A 22,348-nucleotide genomic window follows, 5' to 3' on the forward strand; every position below is an offset into this window, starting at 1 on the left:
GCCCTACGCTCCGATCTCGTCACCGGCGACCGGGCGGCCCATCGGCGCCTCGGTCACCTCGTCCAGTCCGTCCAGCAGGTGACCCATCCGGTCCCGCTTGGTGCGCAGGTAGCGCACGTTCTCCGGGTTGGACCGCACGGGCAGCCCCTCCCGGCCGGTCACGGTGAGGCCGTACCCCTCCAGCCCGGCCCGCTTGGCCGGGTTGTTCGTGAGCAGCCGCATCGACCGGACGCCCAGGTCGTAGAGGATCTGCGCGCCGGTGCCGTAGTCCCGGGCGTCGGCCGGCAGGCCCAGGTCGAGGTTCGCGTCCACGGTGTCGCGGCCCTGGTCCTGGAGCTGGTACGCCTGGAGCTTGTGCAGCAGGCCGATGCCGCGCCCTTCGTGGCCGCGCACGTAGAGGACCACGCCGCGGCCCTCCTGCGCGACCCGGGCCAGCGCGGCCTGCAACTGCGGCCCGCAGTCGCAGCGCAGCGAGCCGAACACGTCGCCGGTGAGGCACTCGGAGTGCACCCGCACCAGCACGTCCCGCCCGTCGCCGAGATCGCCCATGACCAGCGCGACGTGCTCGGCCGGGTCGTGCTCGGCGCGGTAGCCGAGCGCCCGGAACACGCCGTACGGGGTGGGCATGCGCGCGTCGGCGGCCAGCTCGACCTGCTTCTCGGTACGCCGCCGGTAGGCGATCAGGTCCGCGATGGTGACCAGCGTCAGGCCGTGCTCGGCGCAGAACTTCTCCAGGTCCGGCAGGCGCATCATGGTGCCGTCGTCGTTGACCAGCTCGCAGAGCACCCCGGCCGGACGCAGCCCGGCGAGCCGGGTCAGGTCCACCGCCGCCTCGGTGTGCCCGGGGCGGCGCAGCACCCCGCCAGCGCGGGCGCGCAGCGGCACCACGTGACCGGGCCGGGCCAGGTCGGCCGGGCCGGTGGCGGCGTCGGCGAGCAGCCGGATGGTGTGCGACCGGTCGGCGGCGGAGATGCCGGTGCTGACGCCCTCCCGGGCGTCCACAGTCACCGTGTACGCGGTGCCGCGCCGGTCCTGGTTGGTGTGGTGCATCGGCGGCAGGTCCAGCCGGTCGCACTCGTCCTCGGTCAGCGGCACGCAGATGTAGCCGGAGGTGTAGCGGACCATGAACGCGACCAGCTCCGGCGTGGCCAGCTCGGCCGCGAAGATCAGGTCGCCCTCGTTCTCGCGGTCCTCGTCGTCGACCACGACCACCGGACGCCCGGCGGCGATGTCCGCCACCGCCTGCTCGATCGAACCGAAAGTGGTCATGCCACGGCCTCCGAGTACGTCGCCGGGATCGGGGCGGGCGCGGTCGCGACGGCCCGGGAGGTGCGCCACCAGCTGTACAGGCCGGCGGCGCAGAACGCGCCGTAGACCAGGTACATGGCGGCTGACGGGTAGAAGCCGCCGCGCAGCAGCAGCGGCACGCCGACCGCGTCGACGGCGATCCAGATCAGCCAGAACTCGACCCAGCCGCGGGCCATGCCGTAGGTGGCGAGCAGGCTGCCGACCAGGATCCAGGCGTCCGGCAGCGGGCCCCACGAGCCCAGCGCGGCCAGCACCGGGTACGCGGCGGCGGTGCCGACGGCGGCGGCCACGAGCAGGCCGAGCCGTTCCGGCCAGGTGGCCCAGCGCGGCACCACGGCCGGCTCGTGCCCGCCGCCGGCTCGGCGGTTGCGCGACCAGCGCCACCAGCCGTACACGCTGACGGCGAAGAAGAAGACCTGCCGGCCGGCCTGGCCGTAGAGGTCGTGCGCCTGCGGGGTGACGAAGACGCCGCCGAGGAACACGGTGAGCAGCAGCGCGTTGCCGATCATGCCGACCGGCCAGGCCCAGACCACCCGGCGCAGCCCGAGCAGCGCCGAGGCGAGCCCGAAGCCGTTGCCGACGATCTCCCGGACCAGCACCGGCGAACCGGCCACGTGCACCTGGGCGTCGAGCAGCCAGCCGAGCGGGCCCATCACCGCACGCTCCCCGCGCCGCGGTCGCCGAGCAGCCGCTCGACGTACTTGGCCAGCACGTCCACCTCCAGGTTGACCGGGTCGCCGACCTGCTTCGTGCCGAGCACTGTGAGCTTGAGCGTGGTGGGGATCAGCCCGACGGAGAACCAGTCGTCGCCGGCCTCCGCCACGGTCAGCGACACGCCGTCGACGGTGATCGAGCCCTTCTCCACCACGTACCGGGCCAGCCCGGCGGGCAGCCGGAACCGCACCGTCTCCCACTGCGCGGCCGGCTCCCGGGCGACGACCTCGCCGACGCCGTCGACGTGGCCCTGCACCAGGTGCCCGCCGAGCCGGCTGTTAAGCGCGGCGGCGCGTTCCAGGTTGACCGGGTCGCCGGGGCGCAGTGCCCCGAGCGCGGTGCGGCGCAGCGTCTCGCCCATCACGTCGGCGGTGAACACGCCGCCGTCGACGTCGACCACGGTGAGGCAGACGCCGTTCACGGCGATGGAGTCGCCGTGCCGGGCGTCCGAGGTGACGAGCGGGCCGCGGATCGCGACCAGCGCGGAGTCGTCGCCGGTCTCGGTGCTCCGGACGATCTCGCCCAGCTCCTCGACGATGCCGGTGAACATGTCAGGCCTCCCTCTTCCGGGGCAGCGCGGTGATCCGCAGGTCGGGACCGACCCGCGTAACGTCGGTGATCTCCAGGTCGATGGCGTCGGCGATTGTCGTCACGCCGGCGTCGAGCAGCGCGGTGGGACCGGCGCCGAGCAGCTTCGGCGCGACGTACCCGACGATCTTGTCGACCAGGCCGGCGGCGAGGAACGCGCCGGCCAGCGTGGGACCGCCCTCCAGCAGCGCGGTCCGCACGCCCCGGTGGTGCAGCTCCGCGAGCAGCGCCGCCAGGTCGACCCGGCCGTCCGGCCCGGCGCCGACCTCCGCGGCGGTGGCCACCCAGGTGCGGGCGGCGCCGTCGCGCACGCGGGCGTCGGCCGGGGTACGCCCCGAGCTGTCCACCACCACCCGCAGCGGCTGCCGGATGGCCATGGTGCCGTCACGCAGGTTGCGGGCGGTCAGGCGCGGGTCGTCGGCGAGCACGGTGCCCACCCCGGCGAGCACCGCGTCGACGGTGCCGCGCAGCGCGTGCACGTCGATCCGGGCCGCCTCGGAGGTGATCCACATGCTGGTCCCGTCGGCGGCGGCGGAGCGCCCGTCGAGCGTGGCCGCGTACTTCCAGATCAGGTACGGCCAGCCGCGGCGCATCGAGGTGAGCCACGCGACGTTGCCGGCCTCGGCCTCCTGCGCGCGTACCCCCAGCGCGACCTGGACCCCGGCGGCGCGCAGCGTGGCCGCCCCGCCGGAGGCGACCGGGTTGGGGTCGGGCACCGCGATCACCACGCGGGACACCCCGGCGGCGATGAGCGCGTGGCTGCACGGGCCGGTGCGGCCGGTGTGGTCGCAGGGCTCCAGCGTGACCACGGCGGTGCCGCCACGGGCCCGGGTGCCGGCCTGGGCCAGCGCGACGATCTCCGCGTGCGGGCCGCCGGCGTACGCGTGGAAGCCCTCGCCGACGACCTCGCCGTCGGCGTCGAGCAGCACGCAGCCGACCACCGGGTTGGGGCTCGTGGTGCCGAGACCGCGCGCGGCCAGGTCGATGGCACGACGCATCGCCTCGTCGACGGAGACGCTCGCCATGGCCGCCTGTCCTCCCGCTCGCCGGTCACGCGCGGGCGGGTCGGGAGACGACGGCCACGAGAGCCGCGGACACGCGGCGGCGGAGAGACCCGGGGACGGCTACGCCGACCCCGGGGAGCCCGGGCGGCGGCTGAGGGTGCTCAGCGGCCGGCAGGGGCCTCCCCCGTTCCGCGCGCTGTCTCCCATCCGGACTGTCTGGGGGCGGACGAGCCGCACCCCAACCGTCGGCCCCGGATTCTCACCAGGTCCACCGTCCGGCCGAAGCCGTCCGGGTCGCGGGCTTACCACGGTCGGACCGTGGATCACCGCCGGTTCGGAATTTCACCGAGCCCCGCCAGCGCGTGGTGGGTATACGGGAAGTCTTACACGTTCCACCGCGGCGCGCGCCACAGAGGCGAGCTACCTCACAGCAGGACCGCACGATCACGTAACGCCGCGGCGGCGGTCCACCGCCACGTACGAGCCGGGCTGGCTCTTGGCCACCGTCTTCATCTCCGAAGCCACCGCGATCGCCTCCAGCGGGTCGGTGAACCGCTTGCCGGAATCGGAGAGCGACACGCCGATGGAGAGCGTGACGAGCGCGGCGCGGCGGATGTTGCCCCGCCGGTCCTTCAGCTCCACGAAGCCGCGTTCCCGGTCGGTGGGGTCGTAGAGCGCGTCCGCGGCCTTCTCGAAGTCGACGACGGCCCGGCTGGTCAGCGGCCGGACCTGGCTGGGGGTGCAGACGATGACGAAGTCGTCGCCGCCGACGTGACCGAGGAACGCCGGCGGCACCCCGATCGACACCACCGCCCGGTGCAGGCTGCGGGCCAGGGCCGAGATGAACTCGTCGCCGCGCACGAAGCCGTACCGGTCGTTGACGCTCTTGAACCGGTCGATGTCGATGTAGCCGACGGCGTAGTCGGCGCCGTTGCGTACCCGGTCGCTGATCTCCCGCCGGATCCGGCTGTTGCCGGGCAGGCCGGTCAGCGGCGAGACCTCCCGGAACTCCTTGTTGCGCCGCAGCGTGGAGTTGACCCGGGCCACCAGCTCCAGCGTGTCGAACGGCTTGACCAGGTAGTCGTCGGCGCCGACGCTGAGCCCGTTGACCTTGTCCTGGGTCATCCCCTTGGCGGTGAGCATGATCACCGGCAGGGCCGAGGTCATCGGGTCGGCGCGCAGCCGCCGGGTCAGCTCCAGCCCGTCGACGCGCGGCATCATCAGGTCGACCACTGCGAGGTCGGGCCGCTGCCGCTCGATGATCTCCAGCGCCTCCTGGCCGTCGGCGGCGTGCAGCACCTCGAAGCCGTGCAGGCGCAGATTGAACTCGACGAAGCGGGCGATGTCCTCGTCGTCGTCGACGACGAGGATCACGTCGGGTCGCTCGCCGGCCGGGTCCATCTCAGGCCCCGGTCATCGCACGTTCCGCCAGGCCCCGCAGGCGGCGTACGGCCTCCGCGGGGTCGTCGGCGCCGTAGACGGCGGTGCCCGCGACGAACGCGTCGGCGCCGGCCTCGGCGGCCTGCTCGATGGTGTCCGCGGCGATGCCCCCGTCGACCTCGATGCGCAGCTCCAGGTGCCCGCTGTCGACGTGCCGGCGGGCCGCGCGCACCTTGTCCAGCAGGTGCGGCAGGAAACGCTGGCCGCCGAAGCCGGCCTTGATCGTCATGATCAGTAGCGTGTCGAAGCTCGGCAGCAGCTCCAGGTACGGCTCGATCGGGGTGTCCCGGTCGATCGCCAGCCCCGCCTTCGCCCCGGCCGAACGCAGGTCCTTGGCCAGCGCCACCGGGTCGTCGCACGCCTCGGCGTGGAACGTGACGTTGTACGCCCCGGCGTCGGCGTACCCGGGCGCCCAGCGGCGCGGGTCGGTGATCATCAGGTGCACGTCGAACGGGATCCCGGTGACGGCGCGCAGGCTCTGCACCACGGGCAGCCCGATGGTCAGGTTCGGCACGAAGTGGTTGTCCATGACGTCCACGTGCAGCCAGTCGGCGGCGGACTCCACGGCACGGACCTCGTCGGCGAGGCGGGCGAAATCGGCGGCCAGGATGCTGGGCGCGACGATCGGCGGCGGTACGGTCACCGGGCCAGTGTACGAACGCGATGATCCGGAGGTCGCGGCACGCCTCCCGGAACGACCATCGGTCACCCCGCCGTCACCCGCGGTGCACAATCCGGCCGTCCGGAGAGAAAGTCGGCACGAATAGTCGCCCGTGACTGGCCGATCGATTGAAAGATGACGAAACTCCTACAGGGACGGTCACGTATGCTGCACGCCCGGGCGCGGGGGACGCCGGTCGGGCCTGTGTCGACCGGCTGCCATCTCTCCCGGAAGGGGCGGACGATGCGACGGTGGCTCCTCGTGCTCGCGCTGGCCGGCGCCGCGACCGCGGTGCTCGCGGGCTGCGCTCAGACACACCGGGCCGACGGCGACCTGATCGACGACTGGGCGGCGCTGCCGGCGCCGCAACTGTTCGTCCCGGCGACCGAGGCGTGCCTGCCGCGGCTGAGCACAGTGGTCGCCGCCGCCACGTACGAGACGGTGAACTGCGCGGGCAGCCACCTGGCCGAGACCGTGCACGTCGGCCGCTTCTCCGGCGCGGCGGCGCGGGGCGTACGCCCGGAACCCGGCTCCCCGGCGCTGCGCACCGCGCGCGCCGAGTGCGACCAGCGGGCCCGGGAGATGATCGGCGGGGACTGGCGGGCCGCCCGGCTGACCCTGAACATCGCGCTGCCGACAGTCACCGCCTGGACGTCCGGCGCCCGCTGGTTCCGCTGCGACCTGGCCGAGACCGACAGCATCGACAACACCCGCCCGGTCAACCGGGTCGGCAGCCTGCGCGGCGCGCTCGTCGGCGACAACCCGCTGCTGCACAGGTGTTTCGACCCGAAACTGATCGGCCAGAACCTCAACTACATGGCCCCGGTGCTGTGCACCGAACCGCACCGGGCGGAGTTCGTCGGCGTGTACGAGGAACGCGACATGAGCTGGGCGGAGTTCACCCGGGGCGCGCCCGCCACGCACCGGCGCTGCATGACGCTCATCGCCGCGTTCGCCGAGGTGCCGGACAACGCCGAACTGCCCTACCGGGCCGGGTCCATCTTCTACCCGCCGTCGCAGCGGGAGTGGGAGGAGGGCGACCGGGGCGTGCGCTGTTTCCTGTGGAGCGACGACCGCAAGCTGAACCGCTCGGTGCGCGGCGCCGGACCCGAGGGACTCCCTGTCACCTGAACGGCTGCCGTATGCTGCACCGCCGAGGCGTACCGGGTGACCGGACGGCGCCGGACGCGCGGGGAGGTCGGTCGGGATGCGGCGATGGTGGGTGGCGGTCACCGTGGGCGCGGCGCTGACGCTGGCGCTCGGCGGCTGCGCGGCGCCGGCCGGGGTGGACCGCGACCTGGTCGACGACTGGCCCGCGTTCGCCGCGCCGGTCGGTTTCGTGCCGAAGTCCGGGGCCTGCCATCCCACGGTCGCCGACGTCGGCTACCTCAGCGGCTACCAGCCGGTCGACTGCGCCACCCCGCACCGCACCGAGACGCTGCACGTCGGCACGATGACCGGCGCGGAGGCGGAGCGTTCCGCGCCCCCGCGTACCGGTTCGGCGGGAATGCGTGCCGCGCACGCCGACTGCGCCCGCCAGGTCACCCGGGCCGTCGGCGGGGACTGGCGCGGCGGGCGGCTGCGCCTGGCCGTGGTCCTCCCCTCGGCGCTCGCGTGGTCCGGCGGCGCCCGCTGGTACCGCTGCGACGTCGCGGAGATCACCGATCTGGACGAGGGCGCCGTGTCGCAGCGCACCGGCAGCCTGCGGGGCGCGCTGAAGCCCGGCTCCAAGCTCGCGCTCGGCTGTTTCAACCCGAAGCTGAGCAAGAACGAGGTGCAGTCGATGCGGCCGGTGGCCTGCACGAGCAAGCACCACGCCGAGTTCGTCGGCGTCTACCAGGCGCCGGACATCAGCTACGCGGAGTTCGACCGCACGTCGCTGCGGACGCACAAGGCCTGCCGCGGCCTGATCGCCAAGTACGCCGGGCTGCCGAACGACGGCAACATGCAGTACCGGGCCGGCACCATCATCTACCACCCGTACGAGGAGCAGTGGCGCGACGGCGACCGGGGGGTGCAGTGCTTCCTGTGGGTCTCCGGGCGTGCGCTGACCCGCTCGGTCAAGGGCGCTGGCGCCAAGGCGCTGCCGATCAACTGAGGCCCGGGCGGGGCGGGCACGCTCGCCCACCCCGCCCGGTACCGCTCAGCCGACCTGCAGCGTCACGTCGTCAACGACGAAGCTGGTCTGCAACGAGGCGTCCTCGACCCCGGTCCACTTCAGCGTGACCGTCTGACCGGCGTACGCGGCCAGGTTGAAGGTGCGCTGGGTGTAGCCGGTGGCCTTGTTCAGGTTCGAGTACGTGGCCAGCGTGGTCGAACCGACCTGCACGGTCAGCTTGTCGTACGCGGTCGAGGTGGTTGTCTCGGCCGTGTCGATGTGCAGCCAGAACGAGAACGTGTAGCTGCTGCACCCGGCCGGCAGCGTGACCGACTGGGACAGCGACTCGGTACGCGAGGAGCCGTACCCGTTCATCCACGCCTTGTACGACCCGGTGCGGGCCGCCTGGCTGGAGCTGTTGGTGATCACGCCGGAGCTGGCCGTCCACGGCGCGGTGCCGGACTCGAAGCTGCTGTTGCCGATGAGCTGGCCCCCGGTGCAGCCGCCGCTGCCGCCGGTCACGGTGATCGTGTAGCTGGCGGTGCGGGTGGCCGAGCCGGTGCCGGTCACGGTGAGGGTGAACGTGCCGGTGGTGGCCGACGACGAGGCGGTGACGGTCATGGTGGCCGAGCCGCCCGAGGTGACCGAGGACGGGCTGAAGCTCACCGAGACGCCGCTCGGGGCGCCGCTGGCGGACAGCGCCACGGTCTGCGCGCTGCCGGCGGTGGTGGCGGTGCTGACAGTGGCGGTGGTGGAGCCGCCCCGGGCGACGCTGCCGGAGGTGGGGCTCACCGAGACGGAGAAGTCGTTCGTCGGCGTGCCGCCGCCGACCGCGAGCGCCCAGATCGTGTACGCCACGCCGTCCGCGGCCCGGTTGAGGATGGTCGTGTTGATGTTGCTGGTGTTGTCGCAGGAGCGGTGGTAGCACCCGTCGTACGCCGCGCCCGCGGTGCCGCCCCACTTGCTGGCCTGCGCCGAGGTCTTGGTGTAGCTGGCGCCGGCCGCGTAGCCGGAGGTCTGGATGCCGGCGTTGGCGAACGAGTAGTCGTCCGAGCGGCCCTGCCCCTCGGTGTTCTCCTCCGGCGAGATGCCGAACGAGTCCCAGTACGCCTTCAGCGGGGCGGCGGTGGCCGAGGTGATCCGGTTGATGAAGTAGCCGCCGTTCGGCGAGCCCACCATGTCGAAGTTGTAGTAGCCCTTGATGTAGCCGCGCTGGGTGGAGCTGAGCTGGTTGACGTAGTGCTTGGAGCCCTGCAGGCCCTGCTCCTCGCCGTTCCACCAGGCGAACCGGACCCGCTTGGTCATGGTCGGGTTCTGCGCGGCGAGCACCAGGGCGTTCTCCAGCAGCGTGGCCGAGCCGGAGCCGTTGTCGTTGATGCCGGGGCCGGCGGCGACGCCGTCCAGGTGGGCGCCGAACATGACGACCTGGTCGGACGGGCCCTGCGGCCACTCGGCGATCAGGTTGTTGCCCGGGTAGGTGCAGGTGGAGCAGTTCTGCTCGGTGACCGTGTAGCCGGCGGCCTGGAGCTTGCTCTTGACGTAGTTGACCGACGCCGTGTAGCCGGCCGAGCCGGCCCGCCGGTTGCCGCCGTTGCTGGTGGCGATGGAGTTGAACTGGGTGAGGTGGGCCTGGACGTTGCTCAGCGAGACGTCCGGCGCGGCGAGCGCGGCGACGGCCGGGGCGGGGGCGGCCGGGGCGGGCGCGGCGGAGGCGGTGCCGGCCAGGCTCGCCGTCGTCAGGGTGGCGACGAGGGCGAGCGCGAGGCTCGTGGTCGGCGTTCTGCGTCTCATGGAGACTCCTCGTGGGGGTTCGGCGGGCGGGGTGCCGGGACCGGTGGTCGAAACAGTTACATGCATCGATCACGCAGTCAACGGGCTGTCACATCCCACCGACCCCCTCTGCCCACCGGGATGCCGCACACGCTCCATCCCTCCCCATTTCTCCGCATGGTGATCAAGGAGTTCGTGTCCGGGCACGGCCCGGGGACACGAACTCCTTGATCGACTGCGAGAGGTGTGGGTCAGGCCCGGCGCAGGACCGCCAGGAACATGGCGTCGGTGCCGTGGCGGTGCGGCCACAGCTGCACCGTGGGGCCGTCACCCAGGCCCGGCATGCCGGCCGGCAGCAGCGGACGCGCGTCGACGAAGTCGACGGCGAAACCGCACCGCCGGGCCGCCTCGGTCACCGTCACGTGCGTCTCCACCACGTGCGGCGAACACGTCACGTACGCCACCACGCCGCCCGGCCGGACCGCCCGCAGCGCGGCGGTGAGCAGTTCGCGCTGCAACCGGGTCAGCGGCGGCAGGTCCGACGGCTGGCGGCGCCACCGCGACTCCGGGCGGCGGCGCAGCGCGCCCAGCCCGGTGCACGGCGCGTCCACGAGCACCCTGTCGAAGTGGGCCTCCGGCAGCTTCGGGTCGCCGCCCACCGTGCGTCCGTCGGTGTGCAGCACCGTCACCGGCAGCCCACGGGTCGCCTGCTCCACCAGTCGGGCCCGGTGCTCGGCCACCTCGACCGCGGTGAGCCGCGCGCCACGGATCGCGGCGAGCGCGCCGAGCAGGCCCGACTTGCCGCCCGGACCGGCACACAGGTCCAGCCAGCGGCCGTCCGGACCGTCCAGCGGGGCCGCCGCCAGCGCGTCCGCCACCAACTGGGAACCCTCGTCCTGGACGTGCGCGCGGCCGTCGGCCACCGCCGCCAGGTCACCCGGCGCGCCGCCGGGCAGATAGACCGCGTACGGCGAGAACGCGCCGGGGGCGCCGCCCACCTCGTCGGCGAGCGCCACCGGATCGGCCAGGCCCGGCCGGGCGCACAGGTGCACCGGCGGGCGCTCGTTGTCCTCGATGAGCAGCCGGGTCGTCTCACCCATGTCGCCGCCGAGCGCCTCGGCGAACGACCGCACGATCCACTGCGGATGGCTGTACGCCAGCGCGAGGTGCCCGATCGGGTCGGTCTCCGGCGCCGGGGCGAGCTTGGCCACCCAGGCGTCGGCGTCCCGGGTGGTGATCTCGCGGAGCACCGCGTTGGCGAACCCGGTGGCACCCGGCCCGACGGACCGGACCAGGTCCACAGTCGACGACACCGCCGCGTGCGGGGGCACCCGGGTGTGCAGGATCTGGTACGCCCCGAGCCGCAGCGCGTCGCGCACCGGCGGGTCGATGCGCTGCACGTCCCGCCCGGCCGCGTCGGTGACGATCGCGTCGAGGGTGCCGGTGTGCCGCAGCGTGCCGTAGGTCAGCTCGGTGGCGAACGCGGCGTCCCGGCCGGACAGGCCGGCCTCGCGCAGCATCGCCGGGAGCACCAGGTTGGCGTACGCGTCGTCGCGGTGCACCGCGGCGATCGCCTCGTAGGCGATCTGCCGGGGCAGGTCGACGGCCGGACGGACCGGGCGCCCGCCCCGCCGGTCCCCACCGAACCGTTCGCCGCCGCGCCGGTCGCCGCCGGGCCGGTCCCCGCCCCGCCGGTCACCGCCGAACCGGTCGCCGGCACGCCGATCCGCGGCGGGCCGGTCGGACGGCTGCCGGGCACCGCGCTCACGGTCGCCGAACCGGTCGCCGCCAGGTCGCTCGGAGCCAGGCCGGTCGGAGCCGGGCCGGTCGGCGTACCCCCGGGAGCGCTCGTCCCCGGCGGGCCGGTCCGGACGCGACGGCCCCGTCACGCGAACACCTCGCCCGCGGTGACCCGGGCGCCCCGCGCCCAGTCGCCGGCGGGCATCGCCTTCTTGCCGGCGGCGCGCACCTCGCCGAGGCGCACCGGCGTGGTGGCGGTGCCGACGAGCACGCCGGACTTCTCCACGTGCAACTCCCCCGGCTTCAGCTCCGGGCCCTCGGGCAGCGGGGTGACCGGGCCGAGCTTGACCCGGTCGTCGCGGAACGTGGTCCACGGGCCGGGCGCGGGCGTGCAGGCGCGGATGCGCCGGTCGACAGCGAACGCGGGGTCGCCCCAGCGGACCCGGGCGTCCTCCACCGTCAGCTTCGGGGCGAGCGAGACGCCGTCGGCGGGCTGCGGCACGGCCCGGGCGGTGCCGGCGCCGATCGCGTCCAGCACGGCGACCAGCAGCCCGGCACCGGAGTGCGCGAGCCGTTCCAGCAGGTCGCCGGAGGTGTCGGCGGGGCGGATCTCGTCGGTGACGGTGCCGTAGACCGGGCCGGTGTCCAGCCCCTCCTCCAGCTCGAAGACGCTGGCCCCGGTCAGCTCGTCACCGTGCAGCACGGCGTGCTGCACGGGCGCGGCGCCGCGCCAGGCGGGCAGCAGCGAGAAGTGCAGGTTGATCCAGCCGTGCCGGGGGATCTCCAGCGCCACCGGCGGCACCAGCGCGCCGTAGGCGACCACCGGTACGCAGTCCGGCGCCAGCTCGCGCAGCCGGTCGAGGAACTCCGGCTCGCGCGGACGGGCCGGGGTGAGCACCTCGACGCCGTGCGCGTCGGCCCACGCGCCCACGGGCGAGCGGACCAGCCCACGGCCACGACCGGCCGGGGCGTCGGGGCGGGTGACCACGGCGAGCAGCTCGTGCCCGGAGGCGGCGATCGCGTCCAGGGCCGGTACGGCGACAGCCGGCGTGCCGGCGAAGACAAGGCGCATCCGGGTCACCGCCCCAGGCCGAACGGGTTGCCGGCGGCGTGCGGGCTGAGCTTGACCGTCGGCGGGGCGGCCTGGTCGTACCACTCGGCCTGGCGGATCGCCTTCATGGCCTCCTTGCGGCCGGCCGGGTCGAGCCGGTCGACGAAGAGGACGCCGTCGAGGTGGTCGGTCTCGTGCTGCACGCAGCGGGCCATCAGGCCGGTGCCGACGATCTGCAACGGATCGCCGTAGCCGTTGAAGCCCTTGGCGATCACGTTCTGCCGGCGCTTGGTGTCGAAGTAGAGCCCGGGGATGGACAGGCAGCCCTCCGGGCCGTCCTGCTCCTCTTCGTCGGGGAACTCCAGCACCGGGTTGACCAGGTGGCCGAGGACGTCGTCGACGTCGAAGGTGAACACCCGCAGGCCCACCCCGAGCTGCGGCGCGGCCAGGCCGGCACCGCTCTGCTCGCGCATCGTGTCGGTCAGGTCGGCGATCAGCTTGCGCAGCTCGGCGTCGAAGTCGACGACCGGGTCGGCCGGCGTGCGCAGCACCGGATCGCCGAACAGACGGATGGGCTGGACGGTCACTCGGCGTGGCTCCTTGTCTGGGTCGAACGATGCGCGTCCAGTCTACGGAGTCGGCCCGGCCGCCCCGGGTGGCGTACCGGCAACGGTGACCGGGGACGCCTCCCGGCCCACGCGCACCGGCATCGTGGCGTGGCCACGCAGGGTGAGCCGGACCCGCCGTTCGGGCCGGCCCGCGAGGGCCAGCTCCGGCAGCCGGCGCAGCAGCAGCGGGAACGCCACCTGCGCCTCCAGCCGGGCCAGCGCCGCGCCGAGGCAGTAGTGCGGCCCGGCGCCGAAGGACAGCGGCGCGCTCTGCGCCCGCCACGGGTCGAAGCGGGCCGGATCGGGATAGCGGCGGGGATCGCGGTTGGCCGCGCCGAGCAGCACGATGACCCAGCTCTCCGGCGGCAGGTCGACGTCGCCGTACCGGGACGGCGCGGTGCTCATCCGCGAGGTGAGCTGCACCGGCGAGTCGTAGCGCAGCAGCTCGTCGACGTAGGCGGACGCGAGGTCGGACCGCTCGCGCAGGGCCGCCGCGGCGCGCGGATGCTCCAGCAGCGCCACCAGGCCGTTGCCGAGCAGGTTGGTGGTGGTCTCGAAGCCCGCCACCAGCAGCACGATCAGGTTGGCCAGCAGCTCGTCGCCGGAGAGCCGGTCACCGCCGTCGTGTGCCTGGACCAGCGCGGTGGTGAGGTCGTCGGCCGGCGCGCGGCGGCGGGCCGCCACCAGCTCGGTGAAGTAGGCGCGCAGCTCCGCCGCGCCCCGGTCGGCCACCGCCAGCTCGTCGGCGGTGATCTCCGGCTCGAGCACGCCGGTCAGGTCGGTGGCCCAGCGCCGGAACAGCGGCCGGTCCGCCGCCGGCACGCCGAGCAGCGCGCAGATCACCCCGACCGGCAGCGGGTACGCGAACGCGGCCATGAAGTCGACCGGCTCGTCGGCGGCGAGCATCGCGTCGACCAGTTCGTCGGCCTGTGCCCGCACCACGTCGCGCATGGCGGCGATCCGGCGCGGGGTGAACGCGCCCGCGGCCAGCCGCCGCATCCGGCTGTGGTCGGGCGGGTTGGTGCGCAGCATCGACCGGGAGATCGACATCACCGCTGGACTCTCCCGCCAGCCCGGCATGAACTGGTCGCGCAGCGCGTCGTCCATCACCCCGAACCGGGGGTCGCGCAGGATCGCGTCGGCCTCGGCGTAGCCGGTGACCACGTAGAAGACCGGCCCGGCCTGGACCACCGGGCCGTGCGCGCGCAGCCGCTCGTACGTCGGATAGGGGTCGACGCGACCCTCGGGGGACATCAGCAGCGCGAGCGCGTCGGTCGGATCCACGATTCCGCCTCCCCAGGCATCGGAGGCCTTCATCATGCTCCGGCCCGCCGGGCCGGGTGAACCCGTGCCGGCGAGGTGGCGGTGTCCCCGCGCGGTCAGGCGCCGGTGCCCGGCTCCCCGGCGAGCACCGGGCCGCCGCCGAGCAGCGCGTGCTCCGGCAGCGGCAGGGTGATGCCGTGGGCGTCCTCCCAGTCGTGGATCAGCCCCGGCCGGGCCTGCGCGGTGAAGTAGTCGACGGCGCTGATCCCGCCGACCACCGGCTCGTCCACCTCGGCGACCAGCCGGGCCGCGACCATCGGCAGGCCGGCGCGCACGGCCGCGCTGAGCCGCCGGTGCCCGTCGACGACGAAGAAGTACTCGCCGGTGTAGCCGATGCTTAGCGGCTCCGGCTCGTCGCCGCTGTCGGCCGCCTCGGCGGCGGCGTCGGCGTCCCAGAGGCCGCGCAGCGTCGACACGTCCTCGGTGGGGTACACCCGGTTCGGGTCGAGCAGCAGCAGCGGCCGGCCGGCACGCAGCACGTCCGCGCCGAGGCGGCCCTCGTAGACGTCGATGACGTGCGAGATGACCTGCTCCGGGTTGGCCCGGGTGGTGTCGCAGACCAGGTCGTAGTTGCGCAGGCGGGCCTTGTCGACGCCGTACCGGACGATGAACCGGCCGCGCTCGCTCTCGCTGCGCTCGCGCAGCTTGGTCCGCGCCTCCTCCAGCGAGGTGTAGCTCTCGGCCGGGCCGGACGGGCGGGCCAGCACCCGCCGGGCCGCCTCGCTCGGCTCGGTGATCATGTGCACCTTGAGCGCGTCGGTGAAGAAGTGCCAGGCCAGGCGGGAGTCCATGACCAGGGACTCGCCCGAGGCGGCGATGTCGCGCTGGAGCTGGTCGACGTAGCCGTCGACAGCCTGGTCCAGCTCGGCGTGCAGGTTGAGCTGGAGGGCGGTCATCTGCCGCTCCTGGGCCATCTGGCGGTAGAGGTCGCCGACGCTGACGCGGCGCAGCCCGAGCCGCTTGGCGATCTCGACCGAGACGGTGCTCTTGCCACTGCCGAGGTCACCGTTGAAGACGATCGACTGACGAACGGTCACGACTGGTCCACCCCTGCTCACCGGCTGACTGACGACATCGAGTGTCGGCCCGACGTGCTCTGGCACCCGCCGCGCCGCGTCCCGCGCGGGGAAACCGCGCGGCTGGGCATGACGGGCGATGCTATCACCGCCCGCCACTCGATTGCCGGACCAGGTGTGCGGCAAACCCCAGCTCACGACCGTGCGCGAGGGTGCGCGTGCGCACCGTCACGCCGCTCGCGTCTGTCAGAACAGGGTGAGCGGATCGACCTGGAGCCGCACCGGGTCAGGCGCCTTGCGGGCGCTGCGCTGCCCGGCGGCGGCGTGCAGCGCCTCGGCCAGCGCGACTGCCCGGGACCGGGGCACCCGTACCAGCATCCGCTCCCTGCCCTCGTCGGCCGGCACCGGGCCGAGCACCTCGGCGTCGCCCGGCAGCCGGGCGCCGGCGAGCAGGTCGGCCACCGCCTCGGCCGCGCCGGTGACGCTCGCCATCCGCACGGCGGGCGGGAAGCCCAGCTCCCGCCGCTCGGCCAGTTCCCGGGCGGCGAACCACGCGGAGTCCCAGCGCAGCAGCGCCTGCACCGGGGCCAGCGCGCCGTCGGCGACCACCACCACCCGGCCGCCCGCCGTACCGGGCCGGGCCAGCGCGGCGGCGGCCATCCACCGCCGCAACGCCTCCTCGCCGGCCCGCAGGTCGGCCCGGGTCAGCAGCGCCCACGAGTCGAGCAGCAGCACCGCGCCGTAGCCGCCCTCGGCGACCGGCTCGGCGCCCGGGGTGGCGATGACCAGCCCGGCACCGCCCGGCACGCTCGCCAGCACCTCCTCGCGCCCCGAGGTGCGCACCGGCACGCCGGGGAACGCCCGGCCCAGCTCCTCGGCGGTCCGCCGGGCGCCGGTCACCGAGGCGCGCAGCCGCCGCCCGCCGCACTCCGGGCAGGCGTACGCGGCGGCCACCCGGCCGCACCAGCGGCAGGCGGGCGTGCCCTGCGCCGAGGGCAGGGCGAGCGGCCCGGCGCAGTGCGGGCAGCGGGCCGGGGCGCGGCACTCGGCGCAGGCCACCGACGGCACGTAGCCCCGGCGGGGCACCTGCACCAGCACCGGCAGGTCCGCGCGCAGCGCGTCCCGGGCGGTGGTCCAGGCCAGGCTCGGCAGCCGCGCCGAGGCCGCGCCGGGATCGCGGGCCAGTTGCGGGTCGTCGCCGGTGGGCGCCATGGCCGGGGTACGCGCGCGCACCACCGCCCGGTCGGCCGTCACCTCGCGCGCCCAGCCGGTCTCCACCAGCAACTGCGCCTCCGCGGTACGCGCGTAACCGCCGACCAGCGCGGCGGCCTCACCGAGCCGCGCCCGGGTGAGCAGCACGTCCCGGGCGTGCGGGTAGGGCGCGCGGGGCTCGGCGTGCAGGTCGTCGCCGTCGTCCCAGATCGCCACCAGGCCGAGCCGCCGCACCGGGGCGAACATCGCCGCCCGGGTGCCGATCACCACGTCGGCCTCGCCCGCGCGGGCGGCGAGGAAGGCCCGGTAGCGGCGGGCCGGGCCGTCGGCGGCGGTGAGGCGTACGTGCCGTCCCGCGCCGAGCACGGCGGTCAGGGCGGCGTCGAGGCGGTCCAGGTCGCGGGCGTCGGCCACCACGACCACCGCGCCCCGGCCGCCGGCCACAGTGGCCGCGACCGCGTCGGCGTACCGGTCGGCCCAGTCCTCCCCCGGCAACGCGGACCAGACCGCGCGGGCGGGCCGGCCGTCGGTGAGCGCGCGCAGCAGCGCCGTCCCGGCCGGGTAGTCCCGCCAGCCGCGCGGGTCCACCTCCGCCCGGGCGGACGCGGTGCTCTCGGCGGGCGCTTGACCGCCGTCGGGTGCGGGCCCGTCGGTGGACGGCGCGGCGGCGTCCGTGACTGCCTTCTCGGCGCGGGCGTGCCGGGGCGGCACCGCGAGCCGGAGCACGTCGGCCAGGCTGCCGGCGTACCTGTCGGCGACCGCGCGGGCCAGCCGGGCCACCTCCGGGGAGAGCACCGGCACCGGGGAGACGACCTTCTCCAGGTACGCGAGCTTCGGGTGCTCGGACGACTCGGCGCGCTCCAGCAGCCAGCCGTCGACGAGTTGCCCGGCGAACCGCACCTTCACCCGCACCCCGGCCCGGGCGTCGGCGTCGAGCGCCTCGGGCACCAGGTAGTCGAACGGGCGGTCGAGGTGCGGCAGCGGGACGTCCACGCAGACGCGCGCGACCGGCGACCCCGGTGCGGGTCGCCGGTCGCGGCGCGTGGTGGCGGTCAGGCTCCCGCGGCCGACTTGAGGTCGGCGGCCCGGTCGGTGCCCTCCCAGGTCAGCTCCGGCAGCTCCCGGCCGAAGTGGCCGTACGCGGCGGTCTGCTGGTAGATCGGGCGCAGCAGGTGCAGGTCCCGGATGATGGCGGCCGGACGCAGGTCGAACACCTCGGCCACGGCCTTCTCGATCGAGGCGACCGGCACGGTCTCGGTGCCGAACGTCTCGATGAACAGGCTCACCGGGTGCGCCTTGCCGATCGCGTACGCGACCTGCGCCTCGCACCGCTCGGCCAGCCCGGCGGCGACCACGTTCTTGGCCACCCAGCGCATCGCGTACGCGGCCGACCGGTCGACCTTCGACGGGTCCTTGCCGGAGAACGCGCCGCCGCCGTGCCGGGCGTATCCGCCGTACGTGTCCACGATGATCTTCCGGCCGGTCAGGCCGGCGTCGCCCATCGGGCCGCCGATCTCGAACCGCCCGGTCGGGTTCACCAGCAGCCGGTAGCCCTCGGTGTCCAGGCCGAGGCCCTCCAGCTCGGGGGCGATGACGTGGTCCCGGATGTCCGGGGTGAGCAGCGACTCCAGCGAGATGTCCGCCGCGTGCTGGCTGGACACGACCACGGTGTCGAGCCGGACCGGGCGCAGCCCGTCGTACTCGATCGTCACCTGGGTCTTGCCGTCCGGCCGCAGGTAGGGAACCGTGCCGTCCTTGCGCACCGCGGCGAGCCGGCGGGACAGCCGGTGCGCCAGCGCGATCGGCAGCGGCATCAGCTCGGGCGTCTCCGAGCAGGCGAAGCCGAACATCATGCCCTGGTCGCCGGCGCCCTGCGCGTCCAGCGCGCTCTCCGACCCGCCGGTACGCAGCTCGAAGGCGTTGTCGACGCCCTGGGCGATGTCCGGCGACTGGGCGCCGATGGACACGCTGACGCCGCAGGACGCGCCGTCGAAGCCCTTCTTCGACGAGTCGTAGCCGATGCCGAGGATGGTCTCGCGGACGATGGTCGGGATGTCGGCGTACGCCTTCGTGGTCACCTCGCCCGCCACGTGCACCTGGCCGGTGGTGATCAACGTCTCCACCGCGACCCGGCTGTGCGGGTCCTGGGCGAGCAGGGCGTCGAGAATGCCGTCACTGATCTGGTCGGCGATCTTGTCCGGGTGGCCCTCCGTGACCGATTCGGACGTGAAGAGACGTGTCACGGCACTCCTAAGCATGTGAAGACTTCTAAAGGTCGCTCGGCGGCAGTTTAACCGTCCTCGTTACGCCGTGACCCTCTTAAAACGTGCTGACCAACCGTCAGGAAGGCAACGGCAATCGCTGGCGGACGAGGTCCCAGACCGCGTCGGCGACGGCCTCCTTGGGCTGCTCGGCCAGCCGGTGCACGGCGCCGTCGGCGCCGATCACGGTAACCGCGTTGGTGTCGGCGCCGAAGACCTTGTCCACGCCGACCTCGTTGACGACGATCAGGTCGGCCCTCTTGCGGGCCAGCTTGGCCCGGCCGTTGGCCTCCGCGTCGTCGGTCTCGGCGGCGAAGATCACAAGCACCTGCCCGGGCCGGCGGACGCGCCCCAGCTCGGCGGCGATGTCGGGATTGGTGACCAGCTCGATGGTCGGCGCGACGCCGTCGTCTGACTTCTTGATCTTCCCGCTGGCATAGGTGGCGGGCCGGAAGTCCGCCGGCGCGGCGGCCATCACCACGGCGTCCGCGTCGGCGGCCGCCGCGATCGTGGCGGCGCGCAGCTCCTCGGTGGTGCCCACCCGCACCACGTCCGCCCCGGCCGGGTCGGGCAGCGCCACGTTGGCCGCGACGAGCGTGACCCGGGCGCCCCGGGCCACGGCCGCGCGGGCGAACGCGTACCCCTGCTTGCCGGACGACCGGTTGCCCAGGAACCGGACCGGGTCCAGCGGCTCGCGGGTGCCTCCGGCGGTGACCACGACGTGCCGGCCGGCCAGGTCGGCCTCGGCGCCGCGGGCCAGCGCCCGGCGGGCCACCGCGAAGATCTCCGCCGGGTCGGGCAGCCGGCCCTTGCCGGTGTCCCGCCCGGTGAGCCGGCCCACCGCGGGCTCGATCACGCGGACGCCGCGCGAGCGCAGCGTGGCCACGTTCGCCACGGTGGCCGGGTGCTCCCACATCTCGGTGTGCATGGCCGGGGCCAGCAGCACCGGGCAGCGCGCGGTCAGCAGCGTGTTGGTGAGCAGGTCGTCGGCGAGGCCGTGAGCGGCCTTGGCGATCAGGTCGGCGGTGGCAGGGGCGACCACGACCAGGTCGGCGTGCTGCCCGAGCCGCACGTGCGGCACCTCGTGCACGTCGGACCAGACGTCGTCGGCGACCGGCCGGCCGGACAGGGCCGCCCAGGTCGGCGCCCCGACGAAGCGGAGCGCCGAGGCGGTCGGCACCACCCGGACCCGGTGACCCGACTCGGTGAAGAGCCGGAGCAGCTCACACGCCTTGTAGGCGGCGATGCCGCCGCCGACCCCGAGGACGATCTCGGCGGGCATCGGCGCGGGCGTGGTTACGGCTGGTCGGTCGGCTCGGCGGTGAGCAGGCCCGCGTTGATCTCGCGCATGGCGATGGAGAGCGGCTTCTCCTGCGGGGTGGTCTCCACCAGCGGGCCGACGTACTCCAGCAGGCCCTCACCGAGCTGGCTGTAGTAGGCGTTCACCTGACGGGCACGCTTGGCGGCGAAGATGACGAGCGCGTACTTCGAGGTGGTCTTCTCGAGCAGCTCGTCGATCGGCGGGTTGGTGATGCCCTCGGGGTTGGTGGCGATGGATCCCACGAATTAAACCTCTGCGTCTCGTGCGCCGCCCGCGGGCGGTCGGGCCGGAGCCAGGAAGGACGAACCGAGCAATCCTACCAGCTCCGCCGCGGCGCGCTCGGTGTGGTCGTGTGAGACCTCGTGGGCGAGGAGGGCCGCGACGTCCGGGGCGGCCCGGTACGCCGGCGGCGCGAGCAGCACCAACCGGGCGCCGGGCGCCGCCGCCCGTACCGCCAGCGCGCCGGCCGGGTCGAGCGGCAGCAGCACCGGCCGCCCCTCGGCCAGCCGCGCGCGCACCTGGGCCCGGGGCACCCCCCGGCGGTACGGCCCGATCCGGCACCACTCCAGCAGCTCCCCGGCGGCGATCAGGCGGTCGAAGCCGGGCGCGTCGAGGAAGACGCGGTCCACGCCGTCGCGCTCGTCCGGGCGCGGTGGCCGGGTGGTGGCGACCACCGGGACCCAGACAGACGCAAGGCGCGCCCGGACGGCCTCGACGACACTGCTCCGGCCGGACCCGGAGGGACCGGTCAGGACAGTGAGCCGAGCCACCGAGCGCGCCTCGTCATCCGTGCTCACCGCTTGTTTCTACACGGCGGGCCGTTCAGTTCGCGGCGAACTCTCCGAGCAGAGCCTTGCGCTGCTGCTCGCCGAGGCCGCGCAGGCGACGGCTGTCCGCGATCTTGAGCTTCTCCATGATCTGGGTGGCCCGGATCTTGCCGATGCCCGGCATCGCCTGGAGCACGGCCGAAACCTTCAGCTTGCCCACGACGTCGTCGGACTCGGCCCGCTCGAGGACGGTGGCGAGGGTGGTCTTGCCCTGCTTGAGCTGCTCCTTCAGCTCAGCGCGGGCCTTGCGGATCTCCGCGGCCTTCTCCAGCGCGGCAGCGCGCTGCTCGGGGGTCAGTGACGGGAGCGGCACCAGTTCTCCTCAGGTCCCTAGTACGGCGGGCTGAGCGCCCCACCGCATCTGTGAAACGTGGTGTCGCTGGAAACCAAAGGGGTCCGTGGTTCCCAGCGCGGGGAAAACTAGCGGTCAACGGAGATTTCGGCAACGTGGACGCGCGATGATCAACACAAAGTGACCGAGCCGTCAGTCAGTCGGCGACGCCCAGGGCGGCCCGGCAGTCGGCAAGCACCCGCTCCGTCGCGGCCCGTAGGCGCTCCGGGTCGGGGCCCGCGCCGAGCACCTCCCGGGAGTACGAGGGAAGCACCGACGGCAGCGCGGCGCCGAACACGGTACGCAGCCCGGCCGGCGTCCCGCCCTGCGCGCCCATCCCCGGGGCGAGCAGCGGACCGTTGAACGATTCCAGATCGTGACCTGTCTCACCGACCGTCGCGCCGACCACCAGACCGAAGCTGCCGAGCGGCTCCGCATCCCGGTTGAGCTGGGAAATCTCGTCGATCACGGTCTGCGCCACGGTGCGCCCGTCGGCACCCACGGCGCGCTGCACGGAGGCCCCCTCCGGGTTGGAGGTGAGCGCCAGCACGAAGACCCCACCACCGTGCGCGGTGGCGGTGGAGAACATCGGGGCGAGCGAACCTACTCCCAGGTAGGGGCTAGCGGTGACCGCGTCGACATACAGAGGGCTGGATGGATCTAGGTACGCCGAGGCGTACGCGGCGACTGTCGAGCCGATGTCGCCGCGCTTGACGTCAAGCAGAGTTAACGTTCCCAAATCTCGCAACTGTCGGATAGTTGACTCAAGCACACCGACGCCACGCGCGCCGAAACGCTCGAAGAACGCCGACTGCGGCTTCACCACGGCGACCCGGTCACCGATCGCCTCCACCACGGTGCGGCAGAACCGCTCCAGGCCCGTCACGTCGTCGGACAGGCCCCAGGCGGTCAGCAACCCCGGGTGCGGGTCGATCCCCACGCAGAGCGGCCCTCGTTCCGCCACGGCCCGGTGCAGGCGGGCGCCGAACGTCTCCATCGTGTCTCTCCCTCTCCCGACGGCCCCGGGGCCGCCTGGCGTGTCCGGCGACGGCCTCCCGTCGCGCCCTGTCGAAAT

Annotated in this window: 21 protein-coding genes and 1 riboswitch; of the genes, 2 read left to right on the forward strand and 19 right to left on the reverse strand. The window is 74.0% G+C overall.

The annotated features are described in order from the left end of the window. Positions 1-3 precede the first annotated feature (3 nt). The 6 genes from AB0D28_RS16290 to rpe all read right to left on the reverse strand — a co-directional run bounded on the left by AB0D28_RS16290 (position 4) and on the right by rpe (position 5,697). On the reverse strand, positions 4-1,269 hold the full coding sequence (locus AB0D28_RS16290; protein ID WP_357386451.1) for a bifunctional 3,4-dihydroxy-2-butanone-4-phosphate synthase/GTP cyclohydrolase II: 1,266 nt from the start codon (positions 1,267-1,269) through the stop codon (positions 4-6). Continuing rightward, complete coding sequence (gene pnuC, locus AB0D28_RS16295; protein WP_357386584.1) at positions 1,266-1,961, reverse strand: nicotinamide riboside transporter PnuC; 696 nt, start codon at positions 1,959-1,961, stop codon at positions 1,266-1,268. Before pnuC ends, AB0D28_RS16290 begins: the two co-directional genes overlap by 4 nt. After that, positions 1,961-2,572, reverse strand: coding sequence for a riboflavin synthase (locus AB0D28_RS16300; RefSeq protein ID WP_073827704.1), 612 nt, complete (start codon positions 2,570-2,572; stop codon positions 1,961-1,963). Before AB0D28_RS16300 ends, pnuC begins: the two co-directional genes overlap by 1 nt. A gap of 1 nt (position 2,573) precedes the next feature. Further along, a complete protein-coding gene (ribD, locus tag AB0D28_RS16305; RefSeq protein WP_357386454.1) occupies positions 2,574-3,635 on the reverse strand; it encodes a bifunctional diaminohydroxyphosphoribosylaminopyrimidine deaminase/5-amino-6-(5-phosphoribosylamino)uracil reductase RibD in 1,062 nt (353 codons plus the stop codon). Between the two features lie 170 nt (positions 3,636-3,805). Continuing rightward, positions 3,806-3,978, reverse strand: a riboswitch (FMN riboswitch). A gap of 80 nt (positions 3,979-4,058) precedes the next feature. Then, the gene (locus AB0D28_RS16310; RefSeq protein WP_357386456.1) at positions 4,059-5,015 is read right to left on the reverse strand and encodes a response regulator; all 957 of its coding nucleotides are present in this window, start codon (positions 5,013-5,015) and stop codon (positions 4,059-4,061) included. 1 nt (position 5,016) lies between these two features. Beyond that, positions 5,017-5,697 (reverse strand): ribulose-phosphate 3-epimerase, encoded by a 681-nt coding sequence (rpe, locus tag AB0D28_RS16315; protein ID WP_357386457.1) that lies wholly within the window; start codon positions 5,695-5,697, stop codon positions 5,017-5,019. 261 nt (positions 5,698-5,958) lie between these two features. Here rpe and AB0D28_RS16320 point away from each other — a divergent pair, with 261 nt between their 5' ends. Next, on the forward strand, positions 5,959-6,846 hold the full coding sequence (locus AB0D28_RS16320; protein ID WP_357386459.1) for a septum formation family protein: 888 nt from the start codon (positions 5,959-5,961) through the stop codon (positions 6,844-6,846). Positions 6,847-6,922: 76 nt separating this feature from the next. Further along, positions 6,923-7,813, forward strand: a complete 891-nt coding sequence (locus AB0D28_RS16325) for a septum formation family protein (protein WP_357386461.1) — start codon at positions 6,923-6,925, stop codon at positions 7,811-7,813. Between the two features lie 45 nt (positions 7,814-7,858). On the opposite strand, the gene AB0D28_RS16330 is transcribed toward AB0D28_RS16325, so the two are convergent. The 13 genes from AB0D28_RS16330 to pyrF all read right to left on the reverse strand — a co-directional run bounded on the left by AB0D28_RS16330 (position 7,859) and on the right by pyrF (position 22,270). Further along, the gene (locus AB0D28_RS16330) at positions 7,859-9,604 is read right to left on the reverse strand and encodes a M28 family peptidase (protein WP_357386463.1); all 1,746 of its coding nucleotides are present in this window, start codon (positions 9,602-9,604) and stop codon (positions 7,859-7,861) included. Positions 9,605-9,834: 230 nt separating this feature from the next. After that, positions 9,835-11,472 carry a transcription antitermination factor NusB gene (locus AB0D28_RS16335; protein WP_357386465.1) on the reverse strand — a complete coding sequence of 546 codons (1,638 nt, stop codon included), beginning with the start codon at positions 11,470-11,472 and terminating at the stop codon, positions 9,835-9,837. Continuing rightward, positions 11,469-12,395 carry a methionyl-tRNA formyltransferase gene (gene fmt / locus AB0D28_RS16340; RefSeq protein ID WP_357386467.1) on the reverse strand — a complete coding sequence of 309 codons (927 nt, stop codon included), beginning with the start codon at positions 12,393-12,395 and terminating at the stop codon, positions 11,469-11,471. Before fmt ends, AB0D28_RS16335 begins: the two co-directional genes overlap by 4 nt. Positions 12,396-12,400: 5 nt before the next feature. Then, a complete protein-coding gene (gene def, locus AB0D28_RS16345; RefSeq protein WP_043324943.1) occupies positions 12,401-12,961 on the reverse strand; it encodes a peptide deformylase in 561 nt (186 codons plus the stop codon). Between the two features lie 42 nt (positions 12,962-13,003). Then, positions 13,004-14,266: a cytochrome P450 gene (locus AB0D28_RS16350; protein WP_357386469.1), complete on the reverse strand. Its 1,263-nt coding sequence runs from the start codon at positions 14,264-14,266 to the stop codon at positions 13,004-13,006. Between the two features lie 95 nt (positions 14,267-14,361). Beyond that, positions 14,362-15,342, reverse strand: a complete 981-nt coding sequence (locus tag AB0D28_RS16355) for an AAA family ATPase (RefSeq protein WP_357386471.1) — start codon at positions 15,340-15,342, stop codon at positions 14,362-14,364. 225 nt (positions 15,343-15,567) lie between these two features. Further along, positions 15,568-17,526 carry a primosomal protein N' gene (locus tag AB0D28_RS16360; RefSeq protein WP_357386473.1) on the reverse strand — a complete coding sequence of 653 codons (1,959 nt, stop codon included), beginning with the start codon at positions 17,524-17,526 and terminating at the stop codon, positions 15,568-15,570. Between the two features lie 59 nt (positions 17,527-17,585). After that, positions 17,586-18,776 carry a methionine adenosyltransferase gene (metK, locus tag AB0D28_RS16365; RefSeq protein WP_357386475.1) on the reverse strand — a complete coding sequence of 397 codons (1,191 nt, stop codon included), beginning with the start codon at positions 18,774-18,776 and terminating at the stop codon, positions 17,586-17,588. A gap of 97 nt (positions 18,777-18,873) precedes the next feature. Then, positions 18,874-20,076, reverse strand: coding sequence for a bifunctional phosphopantothenoylcysteine decarboxylase/phosphopantothenate--cysteine ligase CoaBC (gene coaBC, locus AB0D28_RS16370; RefSeq protein WP_357386477.1), 1,203 nt, complete (start codon positions 20,074-20,076; stop codon positions 18,874-18,876). A 14-nt stretch (positions 20,077-20,090) separates the two neighbouring features. Beyond that, positions 20,091-20,357, reverse strand: a complete 267-nt coding sequence (gene rpoZ, locus AB0D28_RS16375; protein ID WP_013285517.1) for a DNA-directed RNA polymerase subunit omega — start codon at positions 20,355-20,357, stop codon at positions 20,091-20,093. 3 nt (positions 20,358-20,360) lie between these two features. Next, positions 20,361-20,912, reverse strand: coding sequence for a guanylate kinase (locus AB0D28_RS16380; RefSeq protein ID WP_357386479.1), 552 nt, complete (start codon positions 20,910-20,912; stop codon positions 20,361-20,363). Between the two features lie 25 nt (positions 20,913-20,937). Then, a complete protein-coding gene (mihF, locus tag AB0D28_RS16385) occupies positions 20,938-21,255 on the reverse strand; it encodes an integration host factor, actinobacterial type (RefSeq protein WP_013285515.1) in 318 nt (105 codons plus the stop codon). A 175-nt stretch (positions 21,256-21,430) separates the two neighbouring features. After that, complete coding sequence (pyrF, locus tag AB0D28_RS16390) at positions 21,431-22,270, reverse strand: orotidine-5'-phosphate decarboxylase (protein WP_357386481.1); 840 nt, start codon at positions 22,268-22,270, stop codon at positions 21,431-21,433. Positions 22,271-22,348 lie beyond the last annotated feature (78 nt).

Origin of the sequence: Micromonospora sp. NPDC048169, from assembly GCF_040652815.1 — a bacterium.
In the GTDB taxonomy this organism is placed as follows: domain Bacteria; phylum Actinomycetota; class Actinomycetes; order Mycobacteriales; family Micromonosporaceae; genus Micromonospora.

Excerpts from the sequence above, each read along its gene's own strand:
- AB0D28_RS16330 (WP_357386463.1), bottom strand. The coding sequence starts at position 9,604 with ATGAGACGCAGAACGCCGACCACGAGCCTCGCGCTCGCCCTCGTCGCC.
- fmt (WP_357386467.1), bottom strand. The coding sequence starts at position 12,395 with ATGCGCCTTGTCTTCGCCGGCACGCCGGCTGTCGCCGTACCGGCCCTG.
- AB0D28_RS16325 (WP_357386461.1), top strand. The coding sequence starts at position 6,923 with ATGCGGCGATGGTGGGTGGCGGTCACCGTGGGCGCGGCGCTGACGCTG.
- ribD (WP_357386454.1), bottom strand. The coding sequence starts at position 3,635 with ATGGCGAGCGTCTCCGTCGACGAGGCGATGCGTCGTGCCATCGACCTG.
- AB0D28_RS16310 (WP_357386456.1), bottom strand. The coding sequence starts at position 5,015 with ATGGACCCGGCCGGCGAGCGACCCGACGTGATCCTCGTCGTCGACGAC.
- pyrF (WP_357386481.1), bottom strand. The coding sequence starts at position 22,270 with ATGGAGACGTTCGGCGCCCGCCTGCACCGGGCCGTGGCGGAACGAGGG.
- AB0D28_RS16290 (WP_357386451.1), bottom strand. The coding sequence starts at position 1,269 with ATGACCACTTTCGGTTCGATCGAGCAGGCGGTGGCGGACATCGCCGCC.
- AB0D28_RS16320 (WP_357386459.1), top strand. The coding sequence starts at position 5,959 with ATGCGACGGTGGCTCCTCGTGCTCGCGCTGGCCGGCGCCGCGACCGCG.
- pnuC (WP_357386584.1), bottom strand. The coding sequence starts at position 1,961 with ATGGGCCCGCTCGGCTGGCTGCTCGACGCCCAGGTGCACGTGGCCGGT.
- AB0D28_RS16300 (WP_073827704.1), bottom strand. The coding sequence starts at position 2,572 with ATGTTCACCGGCATCGTCGAGGAGCTGGGCGAGATCGTCCGGAGCACC.
- coaBC (WP_357386477.1), bottom strand. The coding sequence starts at position 20,076 with ATGCCCGCCGAGATCGTCCTCGGGGTCGGCGGCGGCATCGCCGCCTAC.